General features: G+C 40.9%; 23 protein-coding genes. 13 read left to right on the top strand and 10 right to left on the bottom strand.

What is annotated here, in order from left to right:
- The first annotated feature begins 129 nt into the window (after positions 1–129).
- Positions 130–1,212, top strand: a complete 1,083-nt coding sequence (locus tag FBB35_RS17230) for a DUF3326 domain-containing protein (protein WP_174710678.1) — start codon at positions 130–132, stop codon at positions 1,210–1,212.
- Positions 1,213–1,293: 81 nt separating this feature from the next.
- A complete protein-coding gene (locus FBB35_RS17225) occupies positions 1,294–1,896 on the top strand; it encodes a CPBP family intramembrane glutamic endopeptidase (protein WP_174710677.1) in 603 nt (200 codons plus the stop codon).
- A 171-nt stretch (positions 1,897–2,067) separates the two neighbouring features.
- Here the strand turns inward: FBB35_RS17225 and FBB35_RS17220 are convergent, their stop codons facing one another.
- Entirely contained in the window at positions 2,068–2,814 is a 747-nt protein-coding gene (locus FBB35_RS17220; protein ID WP_174710676.1) for a creatininase family protein, read from the bottom strand.
- A 180-nt stretch (positions 2,815–2,994) separates the two neighbouring features.
- Between FBB35_RS17220 and FBB35_RS17215 the strand changes: the two genes are divergently transcribed.
- Positions 2,995–3,180 carry a hypothetical protein gene (locus tag FBB35_RS17215; protein ID WP_174710675.1) on the top strand — a complete coding sequence of 62 codons (186 nt, stop codon included), beginning with the start codon at positions 2,995–2,997 and terminating at the stop codon, positions 3,178–3,180.
- 84 nt (positions 3,181–3,264) lie between these two features.
- Here FBB35_RS17215 and FBB35_RS17210 read toward each other — a convergent pair whose 3' ends face one another.
- The 5 genes from FBB35_RS17210 to FBB35_RS17190 all read right to left on the bottom strand — a co-directional run bounded on the left by FBB35_RS17210 (position 3,265) and on the right by FBB35_RS17190 (position 7,061).
- Positions 3,265–3,537, bottom strand: coding sequence for a cupin domain-containing protein (locus FBB35_RS17210; RefSeq protein ID WP_174710674.1), 273 nt, complete (start codon positions 3,535–3,537; stop codon positions 3,265–3,267).
- A gap of 21 nt (positions 3,538–3,558) precedes the next feature.
- Positions 3,559–3,918, bottom strand: a complete 360-nt coding sequence (locus tag FBB35_RS17205) for a Mo-dependent nitrogenase C-terminal domain-containing protein (RefSeq protein WP_174710673.1) — start codon at positions 3,916–3,918, stop codon at positions 3,559–3,561.
- Positions 3,919–4,598: 680 nt separating this feature from the next.
- The gene (locus FBB35_RS17200; RefSeq protein ID WP_174710672.1) at positions 4,599–6,062 is read right to left on the bottom strand and encodes a YARHG domain-containing protein; all 1,464 of its coding nucleotides are present in this window, start codon (positions 6,060–6,062) and stop codon (positions 4,599–4,601) included.
- Between the two features lie 47 nt (positions 6,063–6,109).
- Entirely contained in the window at positions 6,110–6,658 is a 549-nt protein-coding gene (locus FBB35_RS17195) for a GIY-YIG nuclease family protein (RefSeq protein WP_174710671.1), read from the bottom strand.
- 73 nt (positions 6,659–6,731) lie between these two features.
- Positions 6,732–7,061, bottom strand: coding sequence for a hypothetical protein (locus tag FBB35_RS17190; RefSeq protein WP_174710670.1), 330 nt, complete (start codon positions 7,059–7,061; stop codon positions 6,732–6,734).
- A gap of 593 nt (positions 7,062–7,654) precedes the next feature.
- On the opposite strand from FBB35_RS17190, the gene FBB35_RS17185 reads away from it, so the two are divergent.
- Both FBB35_RS17185 and FBB35_RS35490 read left to right on the top strand, forming a co-directional pair.
- A complete protein-coding gene (locus FBB35_RS17185; RefSeq protein WP_174710101.1) occupies positions 7,655–8,944 on the top strand; it encodes an ISAs1 family transposase in 1,290 nt (429 codons plus the stop codon).
- A 106-nt stretch (positions 8,945–9,050) separates the two neighbouring features.
- A complete protein-coding gene (locus FBB35_RS35490) occupies positions 9,051–9,176 on the top strand; it encodes a hypothetical protein (RefSeq protein ID WP_302480911.1) in 126 nt (41 codons plus the stop codon).
- Positions 9,177–9,410: 234 nt separating this feature from the next.
- On the opposite strand, the gene FBB35_RS17180 is transcribed toward FBB35_RS35490, so the two are convergent.
- Positions 9,411–9,611: a hypothetical protein gene (locus FBB35_RS17180; protein WP_174710669.1), complete on the bottom strand. Its 201-nt coding sequence runs from the start codon at positions 9,609–9,611 to the stop codon at positions 9,411–9,413.
- 431 nt (positions 9,612–10,042) lie between these two features.
- Between FBB35_RS17180 and FBB35_RS17175 the strand changes: the two genes are divergently transcribed.
- Positions 10,043–10,540, top strand: a complete 498-nt coding sequence (locus FBB35_RS17175) for a GNAT family N-acetyltransferase (protein ID WP_174710668.1) — start codon at positions 10,043–10,045, stop codon at positions 10,538–10,540.
- Positions 10,541–10,652: 112 nt separating this feature from the next.
- Here FBB35_RS17175 and FBB35_RS17170 read toward each other — a convergent pair whose 3' ends face one another.
- Positions 10,653–11,276 carry a class I SAM-dependent methyltransferase gene (locus tag FBB35_RS17170; RefSeq protein ID WP_174710667.1) on the bottom strand — a complete coding sequence of 208 codons (624 nt, stop codon included), beginning with the start codon at positions 11,274–11,276 and terminating at the stop codon, positions 10,653–10,655.
- A gap of 374 nt (positions 11,277–11,650) precedes the next feature.
- Here FBB35_RS17170 and FBB35_RS17160 point away from each other — a divergent pair, with 374 nt between their 5' ends.
- The 5 genes from FBB35_RS17160 to arsS all read left to right on the top strand — a co-directional run bounded on the left by FBB35_RS17160 (position 11,651) and on the right by arsS (position 16,177).
- A complete protein-coding gene (locus FBB35_RS17160) occupies positions 11,651–11,938 on the top strand; it encodes a Mo-dependent nitrogenase C-terminal domain-containing protein (protein ID WP_174710666.1) in 288 nt (95 codons plus the stop codon).
- A gap of 194 nt (positions 11,939–12,132) precedes the next feature.
- The gene (locus FBB35_RS17155) at positions 12,133–12,807 is read left to right on the top strand and encodes a response regulator transcription factor (RefSeq protein ID WP_174710665.1); all 675 of its coding nucleotides are present in this window, start codon (positions 12,133–12,135) and stop codon (positions 12,805–12,807) included.
- A 267-nt stretch (positions 12,808–13,074) separates the two neighbouring features.
- Positions 13,075–14,043 carry an arsenosugar biosynthesis arsenite methyltransferase ArsM gene (gene arsM, locus FBB35_RS17150; protein WP_174710664.1) on the top strand — a complete coding sequence of 323 codons (969 nt, stop codon included), beginning with the start codon at positions 13,075–13,077 and terminating at the stop codon, positions 14,041–14,043.
- A 63-nt stretch (positions 14,044–14,106) separates the two neighbouring features.
- Positions 14,107–15,135 (top strand): inorganic phosphate transporter, encoded by a 1,029-nt coding sequence (locus FBB35_RS17145; RefSeq protein WP_254625593.1) that lies wholly within the window; start codon positions 14,107–14,109, stop codon positions 15,133–15,135.
- A gap of 52 nt (positions 15,136–15,187) precedes the next feature.
- Positions 15,188–16,177, top strand: a complete 990-nt coding sequence (gene arsS / locus FBB35_RS17140; protein ID WP_174710663.1) for an arsenosugar biosynthesis radical SAM (seleno)protein ArsS — start codon at positions 15,188–15,190, stop codon at positions 16,175–16,177.
- 176 nt (positions 16,178–16,353) lie between these two features.
- Here the strand turns inward: arsS and FBB35_RS17135 are convergent, their stop codons facing one another.
- Positions 16,354–18,276 (bottom strand): right-handed parallel beta-helix repeat-containing protein, encoded by a 1,923-nt coding sequence (locus tag FBB35_RS17135; protein WP_174710662.1) that lies wholly within the window; start codon positions 18,274–18,276, stop codon positions 16,354–16,356.
- 481 nt (positions 18,277–18,757) lie between these two features.
- Here FBB35_RS17135 and FBB35_RS17130 point away from each other — a divergent pair, with 481 nt between their 5' ends.
- Together FBB35_RS17130 and FBB35_RS17125 are read left to right on the top strand one after the other, a co-directional pair.
- Complete coding sequence (locus FBB35_RS17130) at positions 18,758–19,765, top strand: zinc-dependent alcohol dehydrogenase family protein (RefSeq protein WP_174710661.1); 1,008 nt, start codon at positions 18,758–18,760, stop codon at positions 19,763–19,765.
- 9 nt (positions 19,766–19,774) lie between these two features.
- The gene (locus FBB35_RS17125) at positions 19,775–22,024 is read left to right on the top strand and encodes a pentapeptide repeat-containing protein (RefSeq protein ID WP_174710660.1); all 2,250 of its coding nucleotides are present in this window, start codon (positions 19,775–19,777) and stop codon (positions 22,022–22,024) included.
- Between the two features lie 43 nt (positions 22,025–22,067).
- Here the strand turns inward: FBB35_RS17125 and FBB35_RS17120 are convergent, their stop codons facing one another.
- The gene (locus FBB35_RS17120; RefSeq protein WP_174710659.1) at positions 22,068–23,192 is read right to left on the bottom strand and encodes a sensor histidine kinase KdpD; all 1,125 of its coding nucleotides are present in this window, start codon (positions 23,190–23,192) and stop codon (positions 22,068–22,070) included.
- Between the last annotated feature and the right edge of the window lie 27 nt (positions 23,193–23,219).

Genomic DNA, 23,219 nt, shown 5'->3' with positions numbered 1-23,219 from the left:
AAAAGTGCCTAAAGTTACAGTGAAACACTTTTCAAACAACTTTTAGAATTAGAGACGCAATTAATCGCGTCTGTATAAGAATTAGGAGTTAGTATTTGATGGCTTCTGATTCATAACTCATAACTCAATATGCGTCCATACACCGCTATTTTAATCGTACCAACTGGCATTGGGGCTGCCATTGGGGGTTATGCAGGAGATGCTTTGCCTGTTGCCAAAGTTATAGCACAGGTTTGCGATCGCCTAATTACTCACCCCAATGTCATGAATGGCGCAAGTTTGTATTGGAATCTGCCAAATGCTTCTTATGTTGAAGGTTACGGACTTGACAAATTCGCCTCTGGATGCTGGGGTTTGCGTCCAGTCCGCAGCAACAAAGTAGGTTTGCTTTTAGACCAAGCCATTGAGCCAGAGTTACGGCTACGACATATACAAGCAGCCGATGCAGTCAGAGCAACTCTAGGATTGACCTTAACAGATTATGTAATTACAGATGCACCATTAAATGTAGAATTACGGACTACAGCATCGGGAGCGAGTTGGGGAACAATTGGCAACCCGGATAGTTTATTACGGGCAGCTGAGATATTAATTAAAAAAGCGGGGGCAGAAGCGATCGCAGTTGTTGCCCGTTTCCCCGATGATATGGACTCAGAAGCAGTACAAAAATATCGCCACGGTGAAGGCGTTGATCCCTTAGCGGGTGCAGAAGCCGTAATTAGTCATTTGCTAGTGCGAACCTTTCAAATTCCTTGCGCCCATTCTCCCGCCCTTTTGAGCGAACCTCCACAACCTGATTTATCTCCCCGTTCCGCCGCCGAAGAATTGGGCTATACTTTTTTGCCGTGCGTCCTTGTAGGATTAAGTCGTGCCCCACAATTTATAATAGATAAAGCAGCGATTGCATCAGAAAAAGGAGATATTTGGGCAGATGAAGTGGATGCTGCGATCGCACCTGCAAATGCTTGTGGTAGCAGTGCTTTACTGAGTTTAAGCCAAAGACGATGCCAAATAATTACAGTAGAAGAAAATAAAACTCTAATCAAAGTTCCTCCCCAACCGTTGGGGATCAAAGTTATACAGGTAAACTCATATTTAGAAGCAGTAGGCGTATTAGTAGCACACAAAGCAGGCATTAACCCCTCCGCTCTCCGTCCCAAACTATCACCTTTGCAGCCAGTAATTAAAAGTAAGGAGTTAAATTTATACTAACTCCCTGAATCACAGCTACAAACCAATCTCCCCTTGCCCCTTCCCCTTGCCCCTGCCCCTGCCCCCTTCTCCTAAAAACCCGTGGTTGAACAACAAAAACAAGAGCCAGAAATTCCATATCTGACACGCATCCAAGTACTTGGGGCAATGGGAGCGACTGCAATCATTTTGTTGATAGTCGCCAAACTCTCGTTGCACTTTGGTAACTTTTCCCTATTTTCCTGGAAGTGGGACGAGAAAGATTTGCTGTTGGGTATAGGATTGGGATTCGTCATCACCGCCTTAAGTGGCATAGCTTATCGCGTTTGGACTCCCTATCGTAAAAGTGCAGATTATTATCTAGAAGTCGTACTGAAGCCCTTAGCCTTACCAGACTTAATTTGGCTCGGTTTACTACCGGGGTTGAGTGAAGAATTGTTATTTCGGGGTGTAATGCTGTCAGCTTTAGGATTAGATCATCTGGCTGTCATTGTATCTAGTTTTTGCTTTGGCATCTTGCATTTTAGTGGTTCTCAACAATGGCCTTATGTAATTTGGGCAACAATTGTTGGGATGGTATTGGCATATAGCGCCTTGCTTACGGGCAACCTATTAGTGCCGATTGTCGCTCACATGATTACCAATTGGATTTCTAGCTATTTCTGGAAAATGTGGCAATTGCGGCAATTAAAAAATAAATTTTGAGCTTACTTGTAGGAATTAGTGCGTAGGCGTGCGTAGCCCCAATACTTTTCGGTTAAGGGGGAAAGGGAAAGGGTAAAGCAGCACTCACACATTAGATAGAGTTTCTACTTTCTGCCCCTTACCCCCTGCTCCCCTGCCCCCTGCCCCTTTCCCCTTGCCCCCTTGCCTCCTTCAATCTGCGTTCACAAATTCCAAATATCCATTGCTGAGTTCTTTCACCGCCAAATCATAAAATTGCTTTCCGTGTTCTGGTGTTGCTAAACCAGGATTTGATCCCATACGTCCATCTGAATAACGTACTCGAAAGTCAGCCGCACTATAAATCCTGTGTCCGCTTGCAACTTCTGGTGAAAGGGGTGCTTGCTTAATCACTTGTGGATAAACGTATTGGGTGAGGGCTACTTCACTTGGTGTTGCATGAGAACCTTCTTGATCCCCATATAATTCTTTAGCTAGCTTATATACAGAACCGCACATAAACCAGTTTGCCACTTGACACTGTACCTGTTGAGCATTGGCAATCTGCAAATCTTCTAAATGGGCATAAGTTTCGGAGAACGCCGCTTTGAGGGTGGCAATATTACCACCGTGTCCGTTGATAAAGTAGAACTTGCTAAAACCAGCTTTGGCTAAACAAGTTACATAATCTCGAACTACTTGAATTAATGTGCTAGGACGCAGACTGATTGTGCCAGGAAAAGCAGTATGATGCAGTGCCATGCCCACATTAATTGTAGGGGCAACGATCGCGCCAGTTGCATCACCCACACCAGCTGCGATCGCTTCTGCACAAATGGCATCAGTACCAATTAACCCCGTTGGCCCATGTTGTTCTGTAGAACCAATAGGGAAAATAATCCCCTTTGACTGCTGTAAATAAGCTTCGACTTCTTGCCAAGTACTCAAATGCAGTAACATTTTTAATGATTTTCCTCAATAAAATTGTGGTAAGACGAAACCCTTCTCTGCTGAATAGCATCTTCTGTAACTAAACTCCCACTAACTTGATTATGAACTCCCAAGATTCGCAGTAGTAGCGAGCGCTATGATAAATTTCAATAGCAAGATCCCCGACTTCGCTAAAATTGTTGGGGATCAATGACTTTCATATTTTTAGATATCTGCCATCAACTTTCTGCCAAATATGCAGAAAATGGGGCTATTTATTTTTATGAATATTGTTTAGGTAATGGAGTCGCAACGAGTTTTGACAGATATGGATATAAGCAATTTACCAAATATGCTACTTTATCCTACGATACTCGTTGCGAACCCTACCTATAATAAAAACCTAAATTTATGAGATGTTGTGAGGTGTTGATTTTGTAGATCATCAAGAAGAGAACGGGGATCAATCTTAACTATTGACTAATCAAAGTAATAATGTTTTTTCACGTCGCTTGTAATTTCCCAGATACAGGACATTCCAGCCGGAAAAATCACCAAATCGCCTTTACCCATTTGAACTGGCTGTTTACCATCAGGAGTAACAACCACATCGCCTTCCAAAAAGTAACAAGTTTCTTGAGAATCATAAGTCCAAGGGAATTTTGAGACTTCCTTTCTCCAAATATCCCATTTATAGACACCCAATTCATTGAGGCGTTCTTGTCTGGGCCGATGCTCAATTTGAATTTCCATGTTGCGTTTTTCTAGTTATGTTCAGCAGTAGGATTGAATATCCTCTCCACACTGATCTACTAAATAACACAAAGCGCGAAAACGCAAGTAGACAAGTTCGTTATAAAGTGGATTGAGCTTGCACATTGGCGGAATGTGTCCTATTTTGCGACCAAAAAGCTTGATATCACGCTCGAATGGACACTGAGCAGGAATCAGTTTAGCAATAAATTTCGCTAATTTCTGATTCTGAATCTCAATTTCATCCAGCCATTGACGTAATGGTTGCAATAAATCTAATTTAGGTTTATCTAATTCCTTTTTGCTATCTGCTAGATTATTTTGTCCTAAAGGTTGAATAAACGCAGGCAAAAAAATACGCTGATTCTTGATTTTAAGCATAGTAGTAGGCAAGGTTTTCCTTGTGTAGATGAACTATTTGCCGAATGGAATATTACCATCTAATCTGTCGAGCCAATTTGCATTATGCTTGGAAATTATGCAGAAAAATAAGCACAATGCAAAGAATTTACATGGATCTTTGGAGGGAAATTGTCTAACTAATTGTTATTTAAGCCCACCAAATCGGGAAGAACTGTCCCGTTAAATACAAAATAACAAAGAAATTATAAAAATGGCATTTCTTTAACTTATGGATTACTAATCTTCGAGATAGCAATTTTATATATTAAATATAAATGCCTGGTTCTGAAACGGCCTAGTATCTAGAGATGGAATTTGGCGTAGAAAAAAACAGTTTAGCTCTCACTCTATATAGGCTTCGGTAGGACTAGTCTCTAATATCTAGCTATTTTAGGCTATTAAATATTTAGTCATAAGTCTAGTATATTACACTAGACAACCTAGATATTATCTAATAAGTAGCAAGAAATCCTTTGATAAGTTCAAGCTAATATACTTAGAAGTTATAGCATTTACAAGAATATTTGCAATAAATGTATCGAGTGTAACCGCTTACACTAGTAAGCCCCTGCCAACATATAAGGCTTATATTTGATTGATTTTTGAAAAAACTCAGTAAAATTCAGAAAGCCTTCTTTCCAGTTGCCTCTTGCTTAAACTTATTTCTTAAAATATCTCAAGCCGTAACGATCTTGATATTTGTTGATATACTCGACATTCTGCTGCTCTAATTTTGACAGCAGTTTAGATGGAAATGCTCGTGGTGAATATATAGGACGATACCAAGGTTGGTTATTAAAGTAATTTTGCAATTCAGGAGTATCAAAACGGCGGCCATGACTAGCAAAAATCGAATTTCGCATAATATCTAGTTCAAAACCGTCTTTACCATCCAAATCTGAATCAGTTACAAGTCTTTGGGAAAGCCATAAATAAGTGTTGACAGCCGTGGTGTCAACTGGCGGTATTGATGTCTTTGGAGTGGGTGTAATTTGAGTAGGAACAGATGAGGTAGTTGGTATAAATTTAGGAGTTTCTATCACCGGGCTTGGAACAGTTGAGGGTGTTTCTGAAGGTAACACCGTTTTGTCTGCTGTAGATTGAGTAGGTTTTGTTAATACCTGGCTAATAATCACAGATACACCGATTAGCCCACCTGCAATCAAACTGCCCAAAAGGATATTATTCTGACTATTACCTTGAGGATTAGGCCGTGGTTTGACAGCCACTGTCTGGGGTGGTGGTGCAGAAATTATAGTTGGTTGAGTCAAGATAGGTTGCGTTGGTGGAATTGGATTTGCGATGTTCTGTAAAGTATCCAGCATTGCTCTAGCTGTGGGGTAGCGATCGCGCGGATGATATGCGATCGCTTTATCAATCGCTCCTGCTATGATTGGACTAACATGACTCGCATACTGTCGCCACACAATTTCACCCGTCTGGGAATCCGTCTCTAGTTGTTGCGCCTGTTTACCAGTGAGTAAATAAATTATCGTCATTCCTAAACTGTATAAATCACTCGAATAAACTGGCCTACCTGCGGCTTGTTCGCTCGGCATATAGCCAGGTGTACCAATCACAATCGAACTTGTAGGATTGCCTTGAGAATTTACTACAGTTCCCATTGACTCCCGGATAGCGCCAAAATCAATCAGCACTGGTTTACCATCACGATGACGCACAATGATGTTATCCGGTTTAATATCGCGGTGAACGATGTGCTTAGAGTGAACATAATCCAGGACGGGTAATAAATTCATGAATAATTCCTGGACAGCACCTTCACTAAATAGCCCCTGCTTTTGAACTTTTCCAGTTAGGGTATCACCTTCAACCCACTCCTGGACTAAGTAAAATTGTCCGCCAGAGGAAAAATAGGCATACAATGCTGGAATTTGGTCATTTGCACCACCGAGTTCTTCGAGAATAGCTGCTTCCCGTTGAAACCTCTCTTGCACTAACTGGTAAATCTGGGGATTATTGTGAATTGGTCTTAGCTGTTTAACCACACAACGGCGCTTTGAGGGCATATAGGTATCTTCTGCTAGATAGGTTTCACCAAACCCACCAGCGCCCAGTGTGCGGATAACTTGATAGCGATCGTTTAGCAGCTGTATTGTCATGGGAGATTATAAGCGATATTCATAAGATAGTTTTCCCAAAACAACCTTCATTTCAAATCTAATAAACCTTCTTCTTTCAATTTAGGATTGAAGCGAACTTGCATTTGCAAACCACGCACTTCTAATAATTGCGTTGAAATTTCTGCTTCTACTCTCCGCGCCACATTTTTAATAATTTTCATTTGTGCTAATTCATCATTAGCTGGATTTTGATATTTTGCCTGTTCTTCAGGTGTCATTATCAATTTTACATCAATGGGATGAGTCCATTTTTCCTTTTGATCCCCATTTCCCCAAGGGACACTGCCATTTTCAGCAATCCAAGCATTTTCAGTATTTTCTAAAACTGTGCGACTAGGGCGTTCAATAGTTTGAACTTTGATCCAATAGCATTGCTGTGGCTGACGGACTAAATGCTGCTTGAGGCTGAGATAAACATCACGAGAGTATCCTACAAATTGCAGCACTTTTTCTTGGTCAAAAATAGCATATACCCCGATTTTACCTTGAAATTGTTCAGGTAATTGACCGCTATCATCAATGTAAGGAATGTATTCCAGGGTTGCCAAAGAAGAAAGATTTATTTCAAGACCCATATATCAAATATCAAACTTACTATTTGCCTTCAGAATGGAAAATTGCTAATTAGGGAAAAATTTATCTTTAAAATTACCCATTACCCAATTTTTGGTAAATTGCACAAAGGCGACTGGGTTTAAAAATTTTAGCACTAAACATGAAATTTGGTGGTACATTGATGATGGCATATTCATCAGATTCATGATACTTTTCAAACTCTGCTGGCATTCCTTTAGTTGTAGTTAAGCTATAAGGAACTGGTTGAAAAATCAATTCTGTAAATTTAACTTGCTCACACTGCAATTGTTGACGAATTTGATTTAAGAAAGCATCGCTTGTCAATAAGTTGAACAAAGTTTCTTGGGCTTGTGCTTCCAGAGTGAAACTGCCATCAAAGTTCTGGACTATTTTAAGAGACATTTTCTGTATAGGTAGTTCTTACGACTCAGTGAAAAATTACCACTTTAAGATCAGCCTATTGGATTGTGGGACTTCTGTCAGCCACTAGAGGAACCTAGCATGATTAAGAATCATGAAGTTGAGCCGATTTTCAGGGATAGGTGATTTTCGCTTTGCTGTGTGCTGACAAACTTCAGTAGGCAAAAAAGCAGTGAAAGCCACGATTTACCGTAGGGGCAATTCACGAATTGCCCTACAGCGTATAGCTTTGCACAAGTACTTAAGTGAATAAAAATCATTTTTTTAGTAATAGGTAAAATAAAATACATAACAATCCCAGAATGCAAAACTACTCCAGGTAGGTTGCGTTGAGGAACAAAACTCAACATTTTCAGGGCTTTGTTGGGACTTGCAAGAAATAAATTATCCAATCCTGTGGGGCGGACAAGATGTCATTGGTGTCCAGGGTAAGCTCATCTAATTTGGTATAAAGAGAACTTGACAAATCAAAGAAGATCAGCATAAACGACTCTGTAAAAAATGGACTTGACAACTGAGCAAGATCAATGAGATGAATTCAATTGCTCGATTGAAAATCGCCTGGAGTCAATTTGATGTCAGAAGGCTTTGAAATTAAATCTGCTGATACTCTAGAAAATTCTCCTCATCAGCGAAAGCCAGCAGAAGTGGCAGATATCGTCCGTATTCAACAGAATCTAGTGGAGCATTTTGCTCTTATTAAAGACCCAAGAGTAGAGCGAACCAAAAAACATCAACTTAGGGACATTTTAGTAATTGCAATTCTGGCAGTCATAGCAGGAGCGCAGGGATGGGAAGATATCGAGAATTACGGCATAAGTAAGCGACAGTGGTTAGAAGAATTTTTGGCATTACCAAATGGAATTCCCTCCGATAGCGTAGCGTTAGCGAGTCTTCGAGCGTCTGATACCTTCCGACGAGTGTTTGAGTTCATTAACCCAGAAGAATTGAATCGTTGTTTTCTAAGATGGATAGAAACCCTGGTGACAAAGATGGGAGGAGAGATAATCCCCATAGATGGAAAGACAATTAGGGGTTCTTACGACCGCAATCAAGGGAAATCAGCACTGCACGTAATTAGTGCTTGGGCAAGCGAACAAAATTTGGTGTTGGCACAGATGAAAGTGGAAGATAAATCTAATGAAATTACTGCTATTCCCGCATTACTAGAATTACTAGATATCACAGGAGCTATCATCACCATTGATGCAATGGGGACACAAACAGAAATTGCCAAAAAGATTATTGATAAGAAAGCAGATTATGTTCTGGCACTTAAGGCTAATCACCCGACTCTCTACCGTCAGGTAGAACAATGGTTTGAACAAGCTTCTGCACAGGATTTTCAAGGTATTGATGTCAGTTATGAGCAACGCATTGAGAAAGGACATTATCGCACGGAAATCCGTCAAGTTTGGTCTGTTCCAGTTTCTGCCATTGGTGAACTTTACCAGCCCCGACTATGGGCAGGACTTCAAAGTGTGGTTATGGTTGTCCGAGTGCGTCGTCTTTGGAATCAAACTACTCGTGAAATTCAGTTTTATCTGACTTCTTTACATAGTGACGCTCAACTTTTAGGTCGAGCTATCCGAAAACATTGGGGTATTGAAAACCAGGCTCACTGGACACTTGATTGTACTTTTGCAGAAGATTCTTGCCGCATTCGCTCTTTCCATAGTCCGCGTAATTTTGCCCTTTTACGACGCATTGCTCTCAATGCCCTTAATCGCGAACATACTTACAAACGTAGTCTTCGTCAAAAAATGAAGCGCACGGCTATGGACAACGATTATATGATTCGCGTTCTCAGTTTTTGTTTTCTTGACTCTACATTAAATTCCTCTGAATCCTTCTGTCAAGCCTGATTGAGATGCTCTTACCCTGCATTGGTGTCAAGTTAAGAAAAATAGAAACTTGTCAAGTGGGTAAAGCTCAGTAGTTAAACTCAACATAAGGGTGTTGAGAATAGCCATGAGTAAGCCACGGTCTTGGTTATTAGAGCATCAGCGTTCTATGCGCTTGGTGAAAGCTGTTCGTCAACGACACCGATGCAACGCCTCAAGGTCTCTTGACACCTGGGCATCTGCCTTAACTTGACACCAATGACAAGATGTCCACCCCACAACAAGTAGTTGAGTATTTTTTATTTGGAAGTCCATTAACGGAGCAGTATTGAGGCTGCGCCTAGGCACTTAGCGCACTATATTTTCGCACAACAAAAATGAGTGAATAATCGTGATATAAACCACAACTATCCACTCAAAGTTTAGTAAATCGGGGTTAGTAAAAAAACCTAAGAAGATTATTCAAACTTGGGAAAGTTAAAACCAATTAACGTGATTCAGTTCCCTGATTCGGGCTACCTGCTATACCATCCTCTCCTGGTGCTTCTGGTGTAGCACTGGGTTTAGCATCACTCTTTTCAGCATCGCCAGTTTTGCGGATATTTTCGTCGATGGGGGTTTGGTAACCACCAGAAGCAGTAGGCGTACTTTCTTGATTATCAGATTGTTGTTTTTGTTGTTCAGCCATGACGACATTCCTTAATTATTTATTCTTGGGATTATCTTAAGAAAATTTGGGTTTTGAGTACATCTATCCAGAATCTAGTTATCGTTGATTGTCCCTCTATCGGAAGTATTGTTTAGTACTACTCATCTCAATACGGTTCGGTTAAGCATTTTTCACTTTCCTTGTGGTCTGGGTAAAGGGTAAGGGGAAAAGGGGAAAGGATGTATTCAAAACCTTTTCCCTTTCCCCTTTAACCGAACCGTATTACTACTCCATAACTATAGAATTTCCTAACCTTAGAATGCTTGCCGTCGTTAAAGGACAACTTAGAACAGATTTGATATCCGAGATGCTTTTAAAATTGCTTTATTGACACTTGACAGAGAATGGCAAATGATCTAACTGAATAATATCGTGTGATGATTGTGATCCAAACTATCAAAGTGTAATTAATGAACCAGAGTAATCCACCGTTACCATCTGGATGTGTCCTTCGCAAGGCAACCTTGGCGGATAAGTGGTCGATTCGATTGCTGGTATTCTCAGCGAAACTCGACCCAACCCAATTAAACTGGCAGCAATTTTGGGTAATTGAATGCGGTGATAATCTCGTAGCTTGCGGACAGCTACGTAATTTTTCAGGCGCACAAGAACTTGGTAGTTTGGTCGTTGCATCAGCTTGGAGAGGTCGCAGTTTGGGTACTTTGCTAACGCAGCATTTGATTAATACAGCAACGCAACCACTTTATCTTGAATGTTTAGGTGAACGATTGGCACAGTTTTACAGTCGGTTTAATTTTGTACCAATCTCTTTTGAAGACTTGCCACAATTTCCCAGAACAACAGGCTTGTCTAAGCTCAACGATAAATTTAGATTGTCGCAATTAGCTAAAAAGCTGCTCAAAGTTCCTGTGGTGTTTATGGAATATCGAGGTCATACTAATTCGTAATGACGCTCGCGGACTCGCTACCGCTACGCTAACGTAATTCGTAATTAATATATAGAGAACAATGACTGATACAAGCTGTTTCCAATCTTTTACTCTTACCCATCCCTTATTTTCAAATCGGAGGTTTAGCAAAAATTGTTAATAATACTGGCCCTAATAAATAGTGGTGATTCAAACACAATAGCCCAGCAGAAGAGCCAAGAAGTTGACGTTGAGTAGGGCTGTAGAGTCTAATTCCACGGGGAGTGAGTGGCAATAATTGAGGTTCTGCCTCTTTTTTAGAAGTAATGTTAATGTCAACTAAGTAGAAGCGTCCACCGGGAGAAAGTACCCGTGCTATCTCACTAACTACCTGTTTCGGTTCCAAATAGTGCAAGAAGCTGATAGTGCTGAAAACAGAATTAAATTGACCATCAGCAAAGGGAAGAGACTCAGCTTTGCCCTCGATATAAATTAAACGTGGACGGTGGTGATTGCTCTGTCTTGCTAACCGCAACATATTAGCAGAGAAATCCAATCCAGTACCCCGCAGGTCAGGAAACTGAGTAGCAAGGCGCTCAAGTAAGCGGCCAGTACCACAACCGATATCAAGTACATTTGCTGGCTTTGGGAAATCGACGTACTCCAGTAAGCGTTTGTGAATGGCTCGATAAAACACTGAAGGAAAGAGCCAGTCATAACTTGGTGCCCATCGGTCAAAAAGTAGCTTTTTGTTACTGAAGAAGTTATCAGTCATAAGTTTTCGCAGCTTCCTTAAAGCTTGATGCTTTTTTAGGGTAAGTTTACCTGCGCCTCCCAGATTTTAGTTATAGTTTTGTAGTCCGGCAACATCTAGCCTAGCGTTTGGCACAATATAGCGGTTCTTGACGCAGTGAGATACAGCTTTAGCCAATTCATTTGTTGCAAAAGTTTTTGAAAATGGGATAAATCATCAGGAATTTTGATCGTTGAATGTGTAGTTTACAGTGTACCTAGAGATTCATTCTATCTTTGTAGAGAACGAACGAACTAGGAATCAGTGCATAAAACTATAGAACCTAAGTGTATGTATTTATAGAGGTTCAAATAGAACAAACTCAATCTAGTTTGAAATTATTAAGGTGAAAAATTATGACAAGCTTTATTCAAGTACGGTCACACAATGATTTACTACACCCAGTGCGTGAGTGGTTGGAAAAGATAGAAATTCATAACTCTAAATTGGCTCATTTATTGTGCAAAGCTATTCCTGCTCAGTGTCCCTTTGAGCAAGATATCACACTGTTTGGTCGGAAGCTATTTCATATACCTCCGATGTGTAAATTAAATCCCCTATACGAGGAAGTAGTTGGTTTGCGTTTCAAAGCGCTCTGTTATCTTGCCGATAAATGTGGTGAAGATGTCACAAGCTATTGCTAATAGTCAGTTTGATGTTCCTTAATCAAGCAGCCATTGGTATTTGCAAATATACTGTTGTTTACTTACTCGGGTTTATACTAAGCTAACGTACACCTAATTTAGATGTTTGGCTATGTCAGTAGCTGGCACCTCGCTCAAGTGTTTCCAGACCGTATTGTTGCTTACCGTACCCTGCTGAAATCATTAACATCATCATGACGCACATCTTACTGGTTGAAGATGAAGTCAAACTGGCGCGATTTGTCGAATTAGAATTAAATTATGAAGGCTATCAAGTCAGTATTGCCTACGATGGATTAACTGCACTCACCGCAGCGCGTGAGTTACATCTAGATTTGGTAATTGTAGACTGGGTGTTGCCTGGCTTATCGGGGTCAGAAATTTGCCACCATCTGCGAAATATTAGTGATAAATTGCCAATAATATTATTAACCGTTAAAGATGAAGTAAGCGATCGCATTGTAGGCTTAGACGCTGGTGCTGATGATTACCTCGTTAAGCCCTTCAGCGTTGATGAATTATTGGCCAGAGTTGGCGCTCACCTGCGAAGAAATTGGCAAGTAGACAGCGCAGATGTTTTAGAATTTGAAGACTTGAGTTTAAATCGTCGCACGCGCCAAGTGTACCGAGATCAAAGGTTAATTGAGTTAACTGCTAAGGAATTTGATTTACTCGAATATTTACTGGCCCATCCACGACAGCTAATTACCTGCGATCGCATTTTACAAGAAGTCTGGGCTTACGAATTCATGAGCGATGCCAACATCATCGAACTTCACATACGCTACCTGCGTCTGAAACTTGAAGCCAATAACGAAAAGTGTCTCATTCAAACTGTGAGTGGTGTCGGCTACACATTGCATGATTGAATTTGGGCATAGGGTATTGGGTATTGGACATGAAGAAGAGACAAGGGAGACAACGAAGAGGGGGGAGACTTGTGCAATAATTCCCCCTTGTCCCCTTCTCCCTGCCTCCTCATCTCCTCTTCCAGTGTTTAAACAACGGTAAAACCATAAAAGTTTCTATCCTAGGAAAATTTGGGGTTTTTGGCAATCTGAGCAAGAACTCATCCAACTCAGGGTTAATTATATTAGGATGCACAAAGCTGTCATCATCTAAAAATCTAAAACTGCATGACTTATCTAGAAACAGCAGCGCAATTCTACCGCGAAGTTGCCGAAACCCCGCAAGTTGGACTTTGTTGTGTGCAAAGTACACCCCTGCAATTACCAGGGTTGAAAATTCCTTTGGTTATGCAGGAAATGAACTATGGTTGTGGCACTACCGTTCACTCCACCGAACTAGGAAATCAGCCTACTGTGCTTTATGTCGGCGTTGGTGGCGGCTTAGAAGCATTGCAATTCGCTTATTTTTCCCGCTATGCAGGTGCTGTAATTGCCGTTGAACCGGTTGGGGCCATGCGGGAAGCAGCCGCACGCAATCTGGAAATTGCTGCTCAAGAAAACCCGTGGTTTGACACCAGTTTTGTAGAAATCCGCGAAGGCGATGCTTTTAACTTACCTGTTGCTGATGCTAGCGTCGATATCGTGGCGCAGAATTGCCTTTTCAACATCTTTGAACCAGAAGATTTAAACCGTGCTTTAAAAGAAGCTTATCGGGTATTAAAAGCAGGCGGACGTTTGCAGATGAGCGATCCAATTGCCACTAGTCAAATTCCAGCACATCTTCAACAAGATGAACGACTTAGAGCCATGTGTTTATCAGGCGCACTCACATATCAAGAGTATACTCAACGGATTACAAAAGCTGGCTTTGGTCAAGTTGAAATTCGCGCCCGTCGTCCTTATCGTCTACTAGATTCTCAGACTTATAATTTAGAAGAACACCTACTTTTAGAAAGCCTGGATTCTGTCTCCTTTAAAGTTGATATTCCAGAAGATGGTGCTTGTATTTTCACGGGAAAAACAGCAATTTATGCTGGCTCGGAACCCTTCTTCGATGACTCAGCAGGACATTTACTCCAGCGAGGTATTCCCGCAGCAGTATGTGATAAAACTGCTGCTAAACTTGCGGCTATCAAGCCAGCAGAAATAATTGTTACCAATTCAACCTGGTACTATAGCGGTGGTGGTTACTGTTAATTTTTTAAAAAAGAATTCAAGTTTCAGTAGCCAGAATTATTCGTAATTCTGTGCGACTGGAAAATGAATGCACAATTTGAATATTTTACTCGCTGCATTCTTGATTTTGACTTCTTCGTTATAAACCGCAAAATGCTGTTAATTAGTTTATTCATCGCTACGCTTTTTTTAGCATATTCTAATGGTGCCAATGACAACTTTAAAGGGGTAGCAACGTTGTTTGGTAGCCGAACTAGCAGCTATCAAACAGCAATTTTGTGGGCAACTTTCACAACTTTAGGTGGTGCAGCAACTGCAACTTTTTTGGCAAGTACACTAATTAAAAACTTCTCTGGTAAAGGACTAGTGCCTGATGCGATCGCTAATGCACCAGAATTTCATCTCGCAGTTGCGATCGCAACTGGTCTAACTGTACTGATAGCCACCCTTATGGGGTTTCCCATTTCCACAACTCACAGTTTAACAGGTGCGCTGGTTGGCGCTGGATTAGTTGCGATCGGACTCAAAGTTAATTTTGCCGTTTTGGGAACTTCCTTTGTTTTGCCTTTATTTCTCAGTCCGATCGTGGCTATTCCCTTCGGAGCAGGAATTTACAGCTTATCTGGCTATATCAATTCTAAATGGAACCTACCAGTCAATCAGAAAATGATTGATACTTGCCATTTTCTCAGCGCTGGAGTTGTGAGTTTTGCTAGAGGATTAAATGATACTCCCAAGATTTCCTCACTCATTCTAGTTATTGAGTATTTTTCGGTTCAGGGAGGAATGATCACAATTGCGATCGCAATGGCACTTGGCGGTTTACTCAACTCCCAAAAAGTTGCTGTCACCATGAGTGAAAAAATTACCTCATTGAATCATCCTCAAGGCTTATCAGCAAATATAGTAACTGGAATTCTAGTGATTGCAGCTAGTCTGTTTGGACTTCCTATTTCCACCACTCATGTGTCAGTTGGTTCTATTTTTGGAGTCGGTTTGACTGACAAAAAAGCCAATATGCGTGTTTTTTATCAGATACTATTATCGTGGATTTTAACTTTACCTACTGCTGCAATTATTAGTGGAATAATTTACAGATTATTACAAGGTTAAAAAAATTGAATAAATTTTTGTCATATTTGCCATATTTAAGGGATAGTAGCTAATGCAAACTCAATCAAAAGTTACACCATTTAAAAATAAACTAAATTTCCCTTTGACAAAAAAGGGGATTGCTATTTTACAAATTAATCTAGGTAAGCGTTGTAACCTTGCCTGTACACACTGTCATGTCGAAGCTGGGCCAAAACGTACAGAAGAACTTTCTCCTGAAGTTTGCGAACAATTGATTTCGCTAATCCATAAATTTCCCGAAATTAAAATTGTGGATTTGACTGGTGGCGCACCAGAAATGAATTATGGATTTAAGCCATTAGTAGAAGCAGCAAGAGCAACCAGCAAGCAAGTGATTGTCCGGTCTAATTTGACTATTTATTTTGAAGATGGATTTGCTGATTTACCAGAATATTTTGCTCAACACCAAATAAGAGTTGTGGCTTCACTACCATGCTATTTAGCAGATAATGTTGATAAAATGCGCGGTTCTGGCGTTTTTGATAGTTCAGTCAAAGCTTTGCAATGGCTTAATAAACTCGGCTATGGCAAAGAGAAAAATTTAATTTTAGACTTGGTATTTAATCCCCAGTTACCGACTACTGAACAATTCTCCTTAGCTCCCGAACAGACTAACCTAGAAGAAGATTACAAAATGTTCTTGCAAGAACATTTTAATATTGTATTTAACAACCTCTTCACCATTATCAACCTACCAGTTGGTAGAACCAAAATACATTTAGAACGGAGAAAACTACACAATAACTATTTGCAGTTTTTAGAGTCAAATTTTAATCCTGGCACAGTTGAACATTTGATGTGCCGCGATCAACTTTCAATTGACTATCTAGGAAATGTATATGATTGTGACTTTAACCAGATGATGAATTTGCCTGCAAAAACTGGTAATTCTGAACCGCTAACAGTTAGCAAATTGCTAGAAGCTGGCAGTCTAGACCTAATTAGTGAGATCCAAACTGCTGCTTATTGCTATGGTTGTACTGCTGGGTGTGGTTCTAGTTGTGGTGGTGCTTTGCTCTAAAGCCGTTAAAAAAGTCTGTTACCAAAATTGTTACCAGTGCGTTGTTGTTCGGCTGTTACTTTATGATGAGATTTAGTTAAGCTCCTTACACCACACTGAAAACCGTGAAACATAATGTTTCGCGGTTTTTTTCCCTTTTAACCTTTTCCCTTTCCCCCAAAACCCAACTAGTATTGTTACCACTCCCATCGACCGATGTCAGGTGCCGAACCAGAGTAAGGAAGTCCTACATTAGTTCCTCTATCCACCACAAGACTGCGTGACGAAGCCGACTTGTAGTAAGAGTTCCAACGATCGCCCGTACCTGTAAATCTTGGATCGCCCTGGATGTTTGTCGCATTAACCGCGAATCGGATCTGCCAAGTTGGTTTTGCTGGGTTCGTATTCCTGCGGAGATTATTAGTGAAAGCAATGTTGTTACCTCCTTGCACATCGTCTCCTTGAGAGTTCAAGAACACATTATTTTTGATCGATATTTTGTCTGCGGAGTCGAGCTGTAGGCTATTCCCTAAGGTATCGAACACGTTGTTGTGAATCTGGATGTTGGAAGCTGAATCGGGAATGAAGACGGCAGCACTGTTCCCGAAACCAAATTGAACTTTACGAGCAACATTTGCGAAAATATTATTGTGGATGTTAATGTTGTGATTTTCTATACTCCCGCCCCATGCTTTCCCTCCCCAGATCGCAATACCGAAGCCCTTATCCTGAAAGTAGGAGTCGGATATCTCAACTCCACTCAAGGCAACCTCAATTGACTCCTTAACACTCTGTCCGTCAATATCTTTTATTCTTACGTTTCGCATCTTGAGATTGCTTGGGTGTGTAGCTGTCGGCTGGTAATCATTCATTACTGCATGATTAACCATCGATAACCACGTATTACAGGTAACGTTGTAGATTTCGTTTCCATAACTCAAATTCCAAAGTTCAATGGAAGCATCCTCGCTCCACTGGGAATCAACTTCCGGAACCTGGATGTCGCAATCGTGAATCTTCACGTTACGTATATGACCTACATGCATGAACTTGATGCCGTATCCTTTATTTTCTCGGATAGTAATGTTGTAGATGTCAGCGCCATCCAGCCCTCCAAGTCTCAAGTTACCGGTAGATCCTCCCGATACTCCATCCGCTGCGGAGTTAATAAACTTGCAATCATATATCGTTGTGTTCTTCATCCACTTTCCGTCTGGAAGCGGGACAAACCACCACATATTGCCACGGGTAAAAACTGCACCGCTGTGCTGGAAATCTTTGAACGTGACATTATGCATAGTCACGTTATTACGATTTTCCACCCAGACACCGGCTTTGATGGCCTTGCTGTTCCCATCTATGGTGAAGCCGCTTAAGGCCTGATTGCCGTCTGTAGCCTCAATCATCTCGGAAGGAGCCCCGTACCTAGGGCTCGAGCCGGAGTAACTAGGCGAGACAAGCTGAATAATACTTCCATAATGCAAAAGACTCCAGTCGGTGCTACCTGTGTTTATTCCTGGAGCAGGAATCGCACCGTTGCTAGTGATAGTCACGCTTGATTCACCTGCTCCCTCGATATTCACTCCCGGCGGAAGTACCGTCGCTTCCGTTTCCTTATAGACACCTGGGTTGAGGTAAATCGTGTAGTTTTGATTCGGTTGAACTCGTTTTGCTGCATACGCCAACGTCCTCAATGGCTTGCCTAGCGATCCATCGCCTCCGGTGTCGCTTCCCGTGGGAGACACGTAGACGTACACGCTCGTGGTAGATTGGGTAGCCGCAATTTTAGGATTAGTCCTTTGACCATCCTTCTCCCTAAACAAATTGAAAAGGTTGAAATTACTATCATTAGGAGGAACCCTAAAAATCAGGTCTTTATCATTTGCGCCTCCCCCGTACCTCGTACCGTAAAGCTTACCATCGCTGTTTTGTACAGATTTTGCGTCTGAAGTGGAACCATCGGACTTATTACTGCTATTAAACGAATGAATAACGGTAGGTGTAATGTTAGCGATCGCAGGAGTTTTTTGGGTAGTTACTAACTGAGTTGTGACTACAGCTACCAAAGCAATAGTAGTTAAAGCTGCGTAGAAAAGAAGGGAGCGTAGAGTCTTTATCATTACTCAAAGGAGAGAAAGGCGATGGACGCAAGGGAGCCGAGAAATGAGGAAAGAATTACAGGAAAAACAATAGAAGGCTTTCCACCGTAAGAAGTACTGCGGCGGCGAACTCTTCCTCGTCTTTAGAAGGAGGAAGTAAGACTACTTGGAAATTTTTATCCAGTACCTATCGATAGATAAACTGTAAAAAACCTACCATTCTATCTTTTACCTGAGTATTAAGATTTATTCGAGTGAATTTACGTCCTCTACGCTAGAGTCCACACTCTTATAAGTAGGTCGGCGAAATTGAAGCTAACTGGCTAAGGCTGTCATTGGTCATTAGTAAGGGTTTTAAGCCTATTTACGTTTCGTAACATATTTAGTTTTTTCACGCCAACTTACTTAGTTACAGCAGTTTTCCTTCAGACATAACTTTGTGTCTACTCTCTTGCGCTAAAGTTGCATAAGAACGTGCATCTAAAGCCAGGAGGAAAGAATAGTGAAAGCAGTCTTGATGACAGCAGCTGGCAGTCCTGAAGTTCTGCAAGTACAGGAAGTGCCAAACCCTGCGGTTCCCGTAGAGAATACTGAACTTTTAGTGCGTTTGGTGGCGGCTGGCATTAACCCCATTGACACTAAACTTCGTAGCCGAGGCACTTTCTACCCCGATCGCACGCCGACAATTTTAGGATGTGATGGTGCTGGTGTAGTTGAGGCTGTGGGTGCTGGTGTTCAGCGCTTTCGTCCAGATGATGAAGTATATTTTTGCTATGGCGGCTTGGGCGCACACCAAGGCAATTATGCTGAATATACTGTTGTAGATGAGCGGTTTGTGGCACGTAAACCTGCCTCTATCTCCTTTGCTGAAGCAGCCGCAGCGCCTTTAGTATTAATTACCGCCTGGGAAGCTTTATACGAACGGGGACGATTGTCACCTGGGGAACGGGTTTTCATTCATGCGGGTGCTGGTGGTGTCGGTCATGTAGCAATTCAATTGGCGAAACTCAAAGGTGCTACTGTTTCTACCACAGTGGGAACTGAAGAAAAGGCTAATTTCGTCAAAGAACTCGGTGCTGATCATATAATTTTTTACAAACAAACAGACTTTGTGCAAGCGGTATTAGATTGGACTGGCGGCGAAGGCGTAGACTTGGCTTTTGATACCGTAGGCGGCGAAACCTTTCACAAAACTTTCCCCGCAGTGCGAGTATATGGTGATATTGTGACAATTCTCGAACCAGATGCCAATACTGTTTGGAAAACTGCAAGATTACGCAATCTCCGCATTGGTTTAGAATTAATGCTGACACCAGCGTTGCTCGGATTGGAAGACAGCCTCCAGCACCATGCAGAAATTCTCGAACAATGTGCCACCTGGATCGATGAAGGAAAGTTAAAAATTCATGTTAGTCATAAGTTTCCTTTGCAAGAAGCGGCTAAGGCTCACCAACTAATTGAAAGCGGTTCTGTGACGGGTAAAATTGTTCTACTGATTAGCGACGAATGATCGAACAATTTGCATAATTTATTTTTTAAACGCGGATGCACGCAGAGGTTAAACGCAAATGTATGCAGAGTGCTTTCTCTGGGCTCCTCTGCACTTTCCTTCTCTACGAGAGGCTTCGTAAACGCGTTCCTTTGCGTTTTTTTAATTCTTCTCCTCTTCCCCCTACCTAGTTTCGCAGCGCAGACACAACCAGAACGTACACCTTTAACGCTGGAACTATTACAAGAACGTCTACGCACACCAACACTCCGCGAAGGCAATTTTACGGTAGATTTGCAGAAGATGGTGATTGATTTGCGCCCCGAAAACGCTAGCTTCCGTGATGCTTTTTACCAAATGCTGCGAAAAGAGCTAGGTACAAAACCTCTGGGTTTAGACCTCAGCTATGCCCTAATTTTAGGGGATTTTGTGGGCAGCGATTTGGGTTTAAGAACCTCCTTATACGCGCAAGCTATTGCTCCGATTTTCACAGCTACTGAAAAAGAAGAACTAGAGCGTTTGCGCTTTATTTGTCTAGAATCACTAGCCAACTCCAAAGATTGTCGATCGCTTTTGGGAAGAGAGCCAACCCCATCCAGTGAAATTGCCGTCTTTCGTGGTGTCTTGAAACTCGTGCAAACTCGCTTCAATGGCGAAATGAAGTTCTCTAATACATTCTTTCTTCAGTCTGTGGATGCTCAAGGTGCAACTTTTCTCCAATCCACGAATTGGGCTGAAACCCGGTTTGGTCGCCCCGTCAGCTTTAGTGGTACTAAATTTAAGCAACCAAGCAATTTTCAGGGCAGTATTTTTTTTGAAAAAGCTAATTTTAAACAAACCCAATTTCAGGAATTCGCTGATTTTCAGGGGAGTATCTTTGAAAAGATTGCTAACTTCAACCAAGCAACTTTTAAGCAATTGGCTAAATTTAGTAGTGTGCAATGGCAAGAAAATGCTGATTTTTCTGATGTCCACTTTGCCAATCAAGCCCAGTTTACTAAAGCAAATTTTAATCAGTTTCTCCTTTTAGCAGATGCGACTTTTGAACAAGCTGTTATATTTCGAGAAGTAGAGTTTAATCAATCAGTTAATTTACAAGGTGCAAGTATTCTCAACCAAGCAGATTTTAGCGATGCTAGGTTTTCTACAGAAGCTTGTCTAAGCGTACCTGGTTTAACTTTTAACTCTAACCAAGCAAAAATATTAGGTAATCCCGGTCAAATTGGGAAGATGTTCTGCATTCCTACATTGCAAGGTAATCAAAATATCTTGCGGAATTTGGGGCAAAATTTCCGTCAGCAACAACAAGTTGCCGATGCTAATGAACTGGAATACACCAAACAACAGCTGCGATTAATAGAAATGAGCCGCCGTTTGACAGCTACAAATATTAATAGTGCAAGTGTTGCAAGTTTGATTAAACTGGGTTTTTCTCCAACTCAAGCCGCAGCGATCGCCCAGCGTCGTCTAGTCAAATCCTTTCGCAACAGTAGTGAGTTATTGACCTTAGCAGACATCGATTTAGAAAAATATACTCAACTTAGCTCTCGCTTAATTGTTGGCGAACTCCTTTCTATTGGTGGGTGGTTACTGCAAGCTTGGAGTTGGTTGGGATTGAGTGTACTGCTGTTGTTGAGTGGCTATGGGACAAATTTTTGGTTAGTGTTTGGCGTGGGAGGAGTTGCGATCGCCTATTTTGGCTTACTATTTTGGTTAGTGGATCGCTATCGCCGCCTACATCCCGTACCAATTATTCCCACATCCTACGAAACCATTGCGATATTAGTCAGTTTTAGCGTTTTAGAATTCTTGAGCTTACTAGCCATCTTTCGCAATGCTCAACAGCCTTGGCTGACATTGGGGTGTCTTTTCATAATTCTTGTCCCCGTACCGCTAGTATTATTGCTCCGACTTTACCAACAAGGTCGTTATCACGATTTAATGAACGTTTCTTACTTCACCGAAGATGGCACATTTCGCCAGTTACGATTGTTGATTGGGCGTTTACCAGTGATACCAAGAAATCAGACATTTCGTGAACGATATATGCCTCTACTGAGCGATCGCCGTTGGAACTGGCTCAACTACTATGATTTTAGTCTCAACAACTTAGTGAAATTAGGATTTAACGACATTCGCCTGCGAGACGAACACTTACCAGGCATCATCTCTGCACTTGCTTGGTATGAATGGAGTTTAGGTGTAATTTACATTACTCTTGTTTTGTGGACTCTTTCTCGGACAATTCCGGGATTGAATTTGCTAATTTATCTGAAGTAGCACACGATTAGAAGTAATTAATATTATTAACTGGGGACACTTCTTAACTCATCACTGATGCTAGTCTTGGCAAGCGGAACCAAAATCTAGAACCACCTTCAAGACGAGGTAAATAACCAATCATACCTCCCCAGCATTCAAGTGTGATTCTACAAAAATAAAGACCTAAGCCAGCTCTCCCTGATTTACCTTTGCCTTGAGAAAACTTTTGAAATAAATTCTTTTCCATTTCTGGCAGTACACCCAAACCACAGTCATCTATAGTAAATAAAATATATTGCCCATCCAGTTGTAGATCGATAGTTACAATAGAATCTGGTTTACTATATCTATAAGCATTTTCTACTAGATTAGAAATCACTCTATCTAGACGAGATTTATCTGCCATAACTGTCCAGTCTGTTGTCATATCAATATTGGTAGCAAGCTGTAATTGTATATTATTAAGGGCAAAGTTCAGTTTTGAAAATTCAATTACCTCTTGTATAGAACTTAAGATATTAGGTGCTTCTTCAATATAGATATGAGAATTTTCTGTTAATGCTGCTTCAGTAGAAAAAGCATCTAAAATATCTTTAATCAGCATCTCTTGTTTTAGACATTGCTTTATACCAGTTTCTAAATATTCTTTTCCTTTAGGCGTTAAGTTTTCAAATTCTAGTAGTGCAAAACAGCAGTTTATAGCGCTCAATTCTACTGCTATATCATGGATAAGACAATGAATTAGAACATCTTTTTTTTGATTATCCTTAAGTAATTGCTGATAAATCAATTGATATTCTCTAGCTTTTTGGAGAACAGACTGCTGTTCTTGATCAGAATCTTCCAAAGCCTCGATCAATAAAAATTTTCTATTATTCACACAAATTGCATAAGCTTTAAATTGATATTCTTGTCCATCTGCATCTATTTCAGTCCATAAACCTGAACTGAGTTTTTTAGTATTATTGTTCATCCAAAATTTTTCGGCATCAATTAAAAAATTATTTAAAAAAGAAAACTCTTCCTGCGGTATTGAGATATTCATTCCTGATGCTAAAATCTTACAAGAAAATTGATTTAACCAATCAGGTAAATTACCAATAATTTTAAATAAACCTGCATCAATTTTCTCTAACACCAGAATGTTCAAAGCCGTGAGCATATCATTCGTGATCGATGTATTCATGAGTTAAACCTGATACAATCAATAATT

This window comes from Nostoc sp. TCL240-02 (assembly GCF_013343235.1).
Taxonomy (GTDB): Bacteria; Cyanobacteriota; Cyanobacteriia; order Cyanobacteriales; family Nostocaceae; genus Nostoc.
The sequence above is the reverse complement of the archived record's forward strand: the minus strand, read 5'-3'. Positions and strand labels throughout refer to the sequence as shown.